6 protein-coding genes are annotated in these 9,210 nt (G+C 41.4%); 3 read left to right on the top strand and 3 right to left on the bottom strand.

Annotated features, from left to right (window positions below; translation table 11 throughout):
• Positions 1-128 precede the first annotated feature (128 nt).
• Positions 129-4,019: a phosphoribosylformylglycinamidine synthase gene (gene purL, locus H5058_RS17670; protein WP_182679310.1), complete on the bottom strand. Its 3,891-nt coding sequence runs from the start codon at positions 4,017-4,019 to the stop codon at positions 129-131.
• 210 nt (positions 4,020-4,229) lie between these two features.
• Between purL and mltF the strand changes: the two genes are divergently transcribed.
• A complete protein-coding gene (mltF, locus tag H5058_RS17675; protein ID WP_011328988.1) occupies positions 4,230-5,642 on the top strand; it encodes a membrane-bound lytic murein transglycosylase MltF in 1,413 nt (470 codons plus the stop codon).
• Positions 5,643-5,836: 194 nt separating this feature from the next.
• Positions 5,837-6,004 (top strand): hypothetical protein, encoded by a 168-nt coding sequence (locus tag H5058_RS17680; protein ID WP_167376939.1) that lies wholly within the window; start codon positions 5,837-5,839, stop codon positions 6,002-6,004.
• Here the strand turns inward: H5058_RS17680 and tadA are convergent.
• A complete protein-coding gene (tadA, locus tag H5058_RS17685) occupies positions 6,001-6,507 on the bottom strand; it encodes a tRNA adenosine(34) deaminase TadA (protein WP_179807595.1) in 507 nt (168 codons plus the stop codon). The two genes, H5058_RS17680 and tadA, sit on opposite strands and share 4 nt — an antisense overlap.
• Before the next feature lie 178 nt (positions 6,508-6,685).
• Here tadA and H5058_RS17690 point away from each other — a divergent pair, with 178 nt between their 5' ends.
• Positions 6,686-7,990, top strand: a complete 1,305-nt coding sequence (locus tag H5058_RS17690; protein WP_179807596.1) for an inosine/guanosine kinase — start codon at positions 6,686-6,688, stop codon at positions 7,988-7,990.
• A gap of 22 nt (positions 7,991-8,012) precedes the next feature.
• On the opposite strand, the gene glsB is transcribed toward H5058_RS17690, so the two are convergent.
• The gene (gene glsB / locus H5058_RS17695; RefSeq protein WP_011328992.1) at positions 8,013-8,936 is read right to left on the bottom strand and encodes a glutaminase B; all 924 of its coding nucleotides are present in this window, start codon (positions 8,934-8,936) and stop codon (positions 8,013-8,015) included.
• Positions 8,937-9,210 lie beyond the last annotated feature (274 nt).

Consider the following 9,210-nt stretch of genomic DNA (forward strand, 5'->3'; position numbering starts at 1 on the left):
CTAGGTTCTAGGTTCTAGGTTCTAGGTTCTAGGTTCTAGGTTCTAGGTAATCATAAACAAAAAAGGCTGCACAAGGCAGCCTTTTATTATACTCAACTTAAATGAACCTAAATTGAGCAGTAAGGTTATTAACCTACATTTTTACGCGCGTTGCGGAACATACGCATCCACGGGCTATCCTCGATCCACTCATCTGGGTGCCAAGAGTTAGCAACAGCACGGAATACGCGCTCAGGATGCGGCATCATTACAGTTGCACGCCCATCGGTAGAGGTAATACCTGTAATCCCTTCTGGCGAGCCATTTGGATTTGCTGGGTATTGCGTTGTAGGATTACCGTAGTTATCTACAAACTTAACCGCTACAGTACCCGAGTCTAATGCTGCTTTAACTGCGTTATCGTTTGCAAATTCAGCATGACCTTCACCGTGCGATACTGCAATTGGCATACGCGAACCAGCCATACCATTAAAGAATACCGATGGATTTTCTTGTATTTCTACTAAGCTAAAACGTGCTTCAAAACGCTCTGACTTATTAGTTACAAAACGTGGCCAATGCTCAGTACCTGGGATCAACTCTTTTAAAGTAGATAACATTTGGCAACCGTTACACACACCTAAACTAAAGGTATCTTCACGGTGGAAAAAGCTTTGGAACTGTTCACGCGCCATGTCGTTAAACAATATCGACTTAGCCCAACCTTCGCCTGCACCTAATACGTCACCGTAAGAGAACCCACCACACGCCACTAAGCCTTTAAACTGCTCAAGCGATAAACGCCCTTCTAGAATATCGCTCATGTGTACATCAATGGCAGCAAAACCAGCACGATTAAATGCGGCAGCCATTTCTAGATGAGAGTTAACTCCTTGCTCACGTAAAATAGCCATTGGTGGTTTAGCGCCTGTTGCAATATACGGTGCTGCTATATCTTCGTTTAAGTCAAAGTTTAACTTAACGTTTAAGCCAGGATCTTTAACATCAAATTTAGCATCAAATTCTTGCTTAGCACACTCAGGGTTATCGCGACGCGCCTGCATTTGGTACGTTGTTTCTGCCCACATAGTACGCAGCTCTGTACGCGTGTTACTCAGTACGGTATTTTTACCGCGGTTAAATACAATCGCATCGTCGCTATTAAGCGTACCTATAATATGGCTAATTGTCGCTAAACCATGATCTTTAAGTACCGCATTAACTGCATCTAAATCACTATTAGCCACTTGAATAACAGCGCCAAGCTCTTCGTTGTAAAGCGCTTCAATGTCGTTGCCTGTTAAGCCATTAATATCAACAGTTACACCTGTGTGGCCAGCAAATGCCATTTCGGCAACTGTGGTAAATAAACCACCGTCTGAACGGTCATGATAAGCAAGTAACTTACTATCAGCTACCAATACTTGCATGGCGTTATAAAAGCCTTTTAATAACTCTGGGCTATCAACATCAGGCGTTATATCACCTAATTGCTTATAAACCTGCGCTAAGCTTGATGCGCCCATGCGGTTTTTTCCCGCACCTAAGTCAACTAAAATAAGTGATGTTTCGCCTTTGTCGGTACGTAGCTGCGGTGTCACTGTTTTACGTACATCGTCAACACGGCCAAAGGCAGTGATAATTAACGATAGCGGTGATGTTACTGATTTCTCTTGTGAATCACCTTCATCTTTCCATGTCGTTTTCATCGACATAGAATCTTTACCTACTGGAATTGTTAAACCAAGCGCTGGGCAAAGTTCTTCACCTATGGCTTTTACTGCTTCATATAAACCAGCATCTTCACCAGGGTGACCCGCTGCTGCCATCCAGTTAGCCGAAAGCTTAATATTTTCAAGGCTACCAATATTTGCACAGGCAATATTTGTTAACGACTCTGCCACAGCTAAACGCGCCGATGCAGCGTAATTTAATAGCGCTGCAGGAGTGCGCTCGCCCAACGACATAGCTTCACCATGGTAAGTGTCGTATGTAGCAGCAGTTACAGCACAGTTAGCCACAGGCACTTGCCAAGGGCCAACCATTTGGTCGCGCGCTACTAAGCCTGTTACCGAGCGATCGCCAATTGTAATAAGGAAGGTTTTTTCTGCAATGGTTGGTAAGCGCAATAAACGCTGCGCCGCATCTGCTACATTAATATTTGTAACATCAAGTGCTTTACCTACAACCTGCTTTGAGGTTACATCGCGATGCATTTTAGGTGCTTTACCTAATAATACGTCTAGTGGTAAATCAACAGGGTTATTATCAAAGTGGCTATCGGCAACCGTTAGGTGTGGCTCAGCAGTCGCTTCGCCTATTACCGCGTACTGTGCTCGTTCGCGCTTACAAATAGCTTCAAAACGGTCAAAATTTTCAACACCTACGGCAAGTACATAACGCTCTTGCGATTCGTTACACCAAATTTCGTGTGGTGCCATACCTGGCTCATCATTTGGAATATCGCGTAGTTGAAACTTACCACCACGGCCACCGTCATTTACTAGTTCAGGAAATGCGTTTGATAAACCACCGGCGCCCACATCGTGAATAAACGCAATTGGGTTTTCATCACCTAGCTGCCAACATTTGTCGATAACTTCTTGGCAACGACGTTCCATTTCTGGGTTTTCGCGTTGTACTGAAGCAAAATCTAAATCTTCATTTGATTGCCCAGACGCCATGCTTGATGCTGCACCGCCGCCTAAGCCTATGTTCATTGCTGGGCCACCTAAAGCAATGAGCTTAGCACCAACAGGAATTTCACCTTTTTGTACATGGTCTGTGCGAATATTACCTAAACCACCGGCAAGCATAATTGGTTTGTGGTAACCACGTACCTCAAGGCCATTATGGCTTGTCACTTGCTCTTCATAGGTACGAAAGTAACCTAACAAGTTAGGACGGCCAAACTCATTATTAAATGCAGCGCCGCCAAGCGGCCCTTCAGTCATAATATCCAAAGCGGTGACAATACGCCCAGGTTTACCAAAATCACTTTCCCACGGTTGCTCGTAACCAGGAATACGTAAGTTAGAAACAGTAAATCCAACTAAACCAGCTTTAGGTTTAGAACCACGGCCAGTAGCACCTTCATCACGTATTTCACCACCTGAGCCTGTAGCAGCACCTGAAAATGGCGCTATGGCGGTTGGGTGATTATGAGTTTCAACTTTCATTAGTATTTCGATGTCTTCTTGATGATACGCATATTCACCTTGCGCATTGGGGAAGAAGCGCCCCGCTTTTGAGCCTTTCATTACCGCGGCATTGTCTTTATATGCCGACAATACATTTTCAGGGTTTTTCTCAAAAGTATTTTTAATCATCTTGAACAGCGACTTTGGCTGCTCTTCACCATCGATTGTCCAGTCTGCATTAAATATTTTATGACGACAATGCTCTGAGTTTGCTTGGGCAAACATAAACAATTCGATATCGTTAGGATTACGGCCTAACTTTATAAAGTTTTCTACTAGGTAATCTATTTCGTCATCTGCAAGGGCAAAACCTTGTTCAACGTTAGCAATTGCAAGCGCTTCTCGCCCACCACTTAAAATGTCTACAGATGACATTTGACGCGGTGCATCACTGCGAAATAGTTGCGCAGCATCCTCAAACTGGCTATGGGTTGCTTCGGTCATACGGTCATGTAATAACGCCGTTACTTGTAAAAGTTGCTCTGCGTTTAGCTCACCTTCAACATAATAAGCAATACCGCGTTCAACACGATGAACCTGCTTTAAGCCACAGTTATGGGCTATGTCGGTTGCTTTAGAAGCCCAAGGCGAAATAGTGCCAGGGCGAGGTGTTACTAATACAAGTTTACCTGCTGGGGTATGCTCAGCAATAGTTGGACCGTAGGTTAATAGTTTTTCAAGCTTGGTTTGCTCAGCGCTACTCAATGGCGATGTTAAGTCGGCAAAGTGCGCATATTCAGCATATACGTTGGTGACAGGAAGTTGCGATTGTTGGCAACGCGCTAAAATTTTATTAACTCTGAACTCTGAAAGTGCTGGTGCACCACGAAGGATCAACATAGATAATTTCATCCGGGGTTAGGGATTGAACGATATTTTAGGGCAACATTATAGTCTAAGTAGCACTTAGATTTAACTCATAATTTCGCTTTTCATAAAATTAACTTTTTTTCTTTATTTACAGCACTCGAAACGAATAAAACTAAACGCTAAGTGACGTAATGGCTAAGTTTTGTTATAACGGGGATTAGGGCGTTAAAGAGGCAAACAATGTTGAAAGAAAAACTAATCATAATTATTACTTTAGTTATGCTGTTGTGTGCATGCGATATACAAGAGCAGTCGACTCAACTTGCCCAAATAAAAGCGCAAAACAAAATTAGAGTGGGTACATTAGCCAGTGCCAGTAACTATTATCAGGCAGTACAAGGTGAGCAAGGCTTTGAATACGAGCTTTCTCAGGCCTTTGCAGACTATTTAGGTGTAGAGCTTGAAATAGTCCCATTTTTTAATTTATCAGACATGTTTGCACGCCTGCAAAGCGGTGATCTCGATTTAATTGCCTCAGGCCTTACCTATAATAAAACACGTGCACAACAATATCGTTTTGGCCCTACCTACCGAACCATTAGTCAAAAACTAGTGTATAAACAAGGTATAGAGCGACCACGCGACTATGATGATTTAACTGGTAATCTCATGGTTATAGCTAAAAGTAGTCACTCACTTACTTTACAAAAAGTAAAAAAAAGCAATCCAGAACTTAACTGGAGCGAAACCGAAGAATTTGACGAAGAAGAGTTACTACAAGCCGTTATTGATGGCGAAATAGATTACACTTTAGCCGACACCCATACGTTATCGTTATTTCGTCGTTATCACCCTAATTTAAGTATTGGTTTTTCAATTACGCATAACGACCCGATCGCGTGGATGCTGCGTAAATCAAATGACGATTCGCTTTATGCTTTATTAGTCCCTTTTTTTGGTGAAGCAAAACAAAATAATCAACTTTATGTACTTGAAGAAAAATACTTTGGTCACGTTCGTCAATTTAACTACGTAAATACACTTGCCTATATTGAAGCAATAAAAGAAACACTGCCTAAATACCAACCATGGTTTGAACAATATGCAGGAACACTTGATTGGCGTTTACTCGCAGCATTAAGCTATCAGGAATCTATGTGGAACCCGCGAGCAAAATCACCAACTGGGGTGCGAGGAATTATGATGCTAACCCGTAATACTGCTAAGCAAGTTGGGGTTACTAATAGGTTAGAGCCAGAGCAAAATATTCGCGGTGGCGCAAAATACTTAAGTAAACTAATTAAACGTATCCCTGATCGTATTCCACAACCAGACAGAACCTGGCTCGCACTTGCTGCGTATAATGTAGGCTGGGGACATGTAAACGACGCACGAATTATTACTAAACAACAAGGCGCAAGCCCTGATAAGTGGGCCGATGTTAAAAAGCGCTTACCATTACTAATTAAAAAACGTTACTACCGAAAAACGCGTTATGGCTATTCTCGTGGTGATGTTGCGGTGAGCTATGTTGATAATATTCGCCGTTATTACGATGCCCTAGTTTGGCTTGATGAAAATAACGCAATAGAAGAAAAACCAGAAGCACCTGTAGTTGCCCCTAAAATTGGGGATGAGGTTGAAGCAAAATAGTAAACTGACAAACGATAATAATAACAACTAATTCATTACTCTAATAAATACGCCCTGGGTAATTAAAAAACTGTTTACTTGTCATCAAATGTTCAATAATGTGTGTTAATTATATATTCACATTAATTAATGATAAACATCTGAGTAATTTGGATATAATTTGTGCATTTCTCATTATTGCATTAGGAGAAAACATGCTAAAACGTAAACGCACGCAAAGATTCAAACGAAAAACAATTAACTCAACAGCAACTCGACGCCGCGTTATGCTGCGTAATTTACATAAAAAAATAATTTGGCGCCGCCGCATGTTTGCAATGCAAAAAATGGCAGAGCTAGATGCTTTAATGGCAGCAAGTTAAAGTTCATTGCTATTACGAGCAGCCTTTTTGGCTGCCTTAATTTGCGCTCTTCTGCGCTTAAAAAAGTCAGATATAATAGTAGCGCACTGCCCCTCTAGTACACCACCTAATACCTCCACCTGATGATTTAGCTTAGGCTCTTGCAACAAATTCATAATCGAGCCAGCAGATCCTGTTTTAGCATCGGCAGCACCAAACACTAAACGCTTAATTCTACTGTGCACTAATAACCCCGCGCACATAGAGCATGGCTCTAAGGTCACATAAAGCGTGCAATCAATTAAACGATAATTATTAAGTGCTTTACCGCCTTTACGTACAGCTATCATTTCAGCATGAGCTGATGGGTCATTATCAGTAATAGAACGGTTATACCCTGCAGCAACAAGCTGATTGTCTTTAACAAGAATGGCACCAACAGGGATCTCATCTAGTTGTTCTGCTTGCTTTGCGTACGTTAACGCTTGTTGCATCCAATAGTTGTCATCAAATCGTTCGTTCATTGAAGCTACTTTAATTATTTTTTATGCATGGATTATATCAAGTTAGCTAATTAAAGTGCGTAATTACGGCATTTATTGCAAAAATAAAACAAATTAAAACGGTTTATCGTGGCTCCTAAGGGGGGATTCGCGCTATAATCTCACGCTTTTTTTATTTAGCTCACAATACGGGTAGCAAATGAAATTTCCTGGACGTCGCAGGCATAAACATTATTTTCCAGTGGAAGCCAAAGATCCACTAACTAATCAACTTAACGCCACAGAAAGATTACACCGTAGCTATATTACCGGAATCGATCAGATTGTTGTCGATATCGAAGCCAAGGTCGATCAAGCTTTCCTTGATGAATTTAAGCTGCAACGAGGCATGTCACAAGTTATAGATAGTGACGTCACCAACGCCTTATATGAGCGTTTAAAGTTACATGAAATGGTTGACTACGAGTATGCTGGCGGAACCGTTGGTAATACTATGCACAACTATTCAGTACTTGCTGATGACAGATCTGTGCTATTGGGCGTAATGAGTGAAAACATAAATATAGGCAGTTATGCTTATCGCTTTTTATGTAATACCTCAAGCCGCGTAGATTTAGATTACTTACAGCCAGTAGATGGACCAATTGGTCGCTGCTTTACACTTATTGATGAAACTGGTGAGCGCACCTTTGCTATCAGTGCAGGGTTAATGAACCACTTACGCCCTGAATCAATCGATAAAAGCCTTATTGAAAATTCATCTGCGTTGGTGATCAGTGCTTATTTAATGCGCACTCAAGGTGCAGAAACCATGACAGAAGCCACTATACAAGCGGTTAAATACGCTAATGATGCTGGTGTGCCAGTGGTACTTACACTTGGAACTAAATTCTTAATTGAACAAGATCCAAGCTGGTGGGCTAACTTTGTTGAAAAACATGTTGATATTCTTGCAATGAACGAAGAGGAAGGCTTGGCAATTACTGGTTTTGAAGATCCCCTTCTAGCTGCTGATAAAGCGCTTGATTGGGTCGACTTGGTAATTTGTACTGCTGGCGAAAAAGGCTTATTCATGGCAGGTTACGTTGACGAGCAATTAAAACGCGAAACTGAGTACACATTATTACCTGGTGCAATCCCAGATTTTAATCGTTATGAGTTTTCACGTGCTATGCGCAAAGCTGACTGCGATGATCCAATTAGAGCCTATAGCCACACAGCCCCATTTATGGGTGGCCCTGATTCAATCAAAAACACCAATGGTGCTGGTGATTGTGCATTAGCAGCTGTTTTACATGATTTATCTGCCAATGTTTATCATAAAATAAACGTCAGTAACTCAGCAAAACACCAGCAAAAAGCAATTACCTATTCGTCATTGTCACAAATAAGTAAATACGCTAATAGAGCAAGCTTTGAAGTATTAGTGCAGCACTCTCCTCGCTTATCTCGTGGTTTACCAGAGCGCGAAGATTGCCTCGAACTAGTCTACTGGGATAAATAATATTTTAAGGAGCTATAACTCCTTAAAATATTGAAATATCGAGTTTTTTAGATAGCAGCTCTAATGCTGCTATCCCCGCCACCGAGTTGCCAAAAGAGTTTAACCCTGGTGACCATACCGCAACCGTAAATTTATTAGGCAATACAGCTAAAACCGTACCAGACACCCCAGATTTCCCCGGCATACCTACCCTATAGCCAAAATCACCTGCTGCATCATATAAACCACTGGTAAAGAGTAAAGAGTTAAGCTGCTTAGTTTGACGGCTCGGTAACACCCGTTTACCTGAGGTATTATCAATCCCATTATTAGCTAAAAAGTTATACGCTTTTGCCAGCTCAATACAATTTAGTTCAATTGCACAAAAGTTAAAGTAAGCCCAAAGCACGTCATCTACTTCGTTTTCAAAGTTACCAAATGACTTCATTAAATGCCCCATAGCCGCATTTCTATGCCTAAACTCATATTCTGAGTTTGCTACTTTTTTATCTATTGCTATACACCTATTCCCCGATAAAGCCCGAAATGTTTCAAGCATAGTATGCATCGGAGCCGATAAGCGACTATATAAAGCATCGCAGGTTACAATCGCACCTGCATTAATAAATGGGTTACGAGGTATGCCTTTTTCAAATTCCAACTGAGTAAGCGAATTAAATGCAGTTCCTGATGGCTCTTTTCCCACGCGATGCCATAGTTCATCACCATAACGTTGTAATGCTAGCGTTAATGTCATTACTTTTGATACAGATTGAATAGTGAATTGTTGCGTACAATCACCCGCGCAAAATGTTTCGCCTGAGGTGGTGTAAATAGCAATAGAAAACTGCTCGGGATCAACCTCTGCCAACGCCGGAATATAATCGGCCACTTTACCTTGTGATAATAAAGGAGCTACCTCTTGGGTTATGTCATTCAACACTTGTTGATAATCAGTAGTAGGCAATAGAAACCTCAATTACACGGTTATATAAAGCAGAATTTTAGCATGCAAGCATTAAGTACGCTTTCACTTTTTAAATAGCTTGTGCTTACTTTATAAATTCTAAAAATCATCGAGTAGGGTGAGGCTTTTGCCTCATCCCTCTCACAGAACCGTACGTACGGGCCTCGTATACGGCTCCTGTATTCTTCTATCCCTTCGGCTTATTTTCTAAACGCCGATTGAGCAAGCCATCCTGTACTTACTTTTTCCATTGAATATAAACCTTGCTCCTCAA

The sequence above is a fragment of the Pseudoalteromonas sp. SR45-4 genome (genome assembly GCF_014163535.1).
GTDB lineage: Bacteria > Pseudomonadota > Gammaproteobacteria > Enterobacterales > Alteromonadaceae > Pseudoalteromonas > Pseudoalteromonas nigrifaciens.

Bases quoted from the DNA above. Each gene is read 5' to 3' on its own strand.
- purL (WP_182679310.1), bottom strand. From the start codon at position 4,019: ATGTTGATCCTTCGTGGTGCACCAGCACTTTCAGAGTTCAGAGTTAAT.
- mltF (WP_011328988.1), top strand. From the start codon at position 4,230: ATGTTGAAAGAAAAACTAATCATAATTATTACTTTAGTTATGCTGTTG.
- H5058_RS17680 (WP_167376939.1), top strand. From the start codon at position 5,837: ATGCTAAAACGTAAACGCACGCAAAGATTCAAACGAAAAACAATTAAC.
- tadA (WP_179807595.1), bottom strand. From the start codon at position 6,507: ATGAACGAACGATTTGATGACAACTATTGGATGCAACAAGCGTTAACG.
- H5058_RS17690 (WP_179807596.1), top strand. From the start codon at position 6,686: ATGAAATTTCCTGGACGTCGCAGGCATAAACATTATTTTCCAGTGGAA.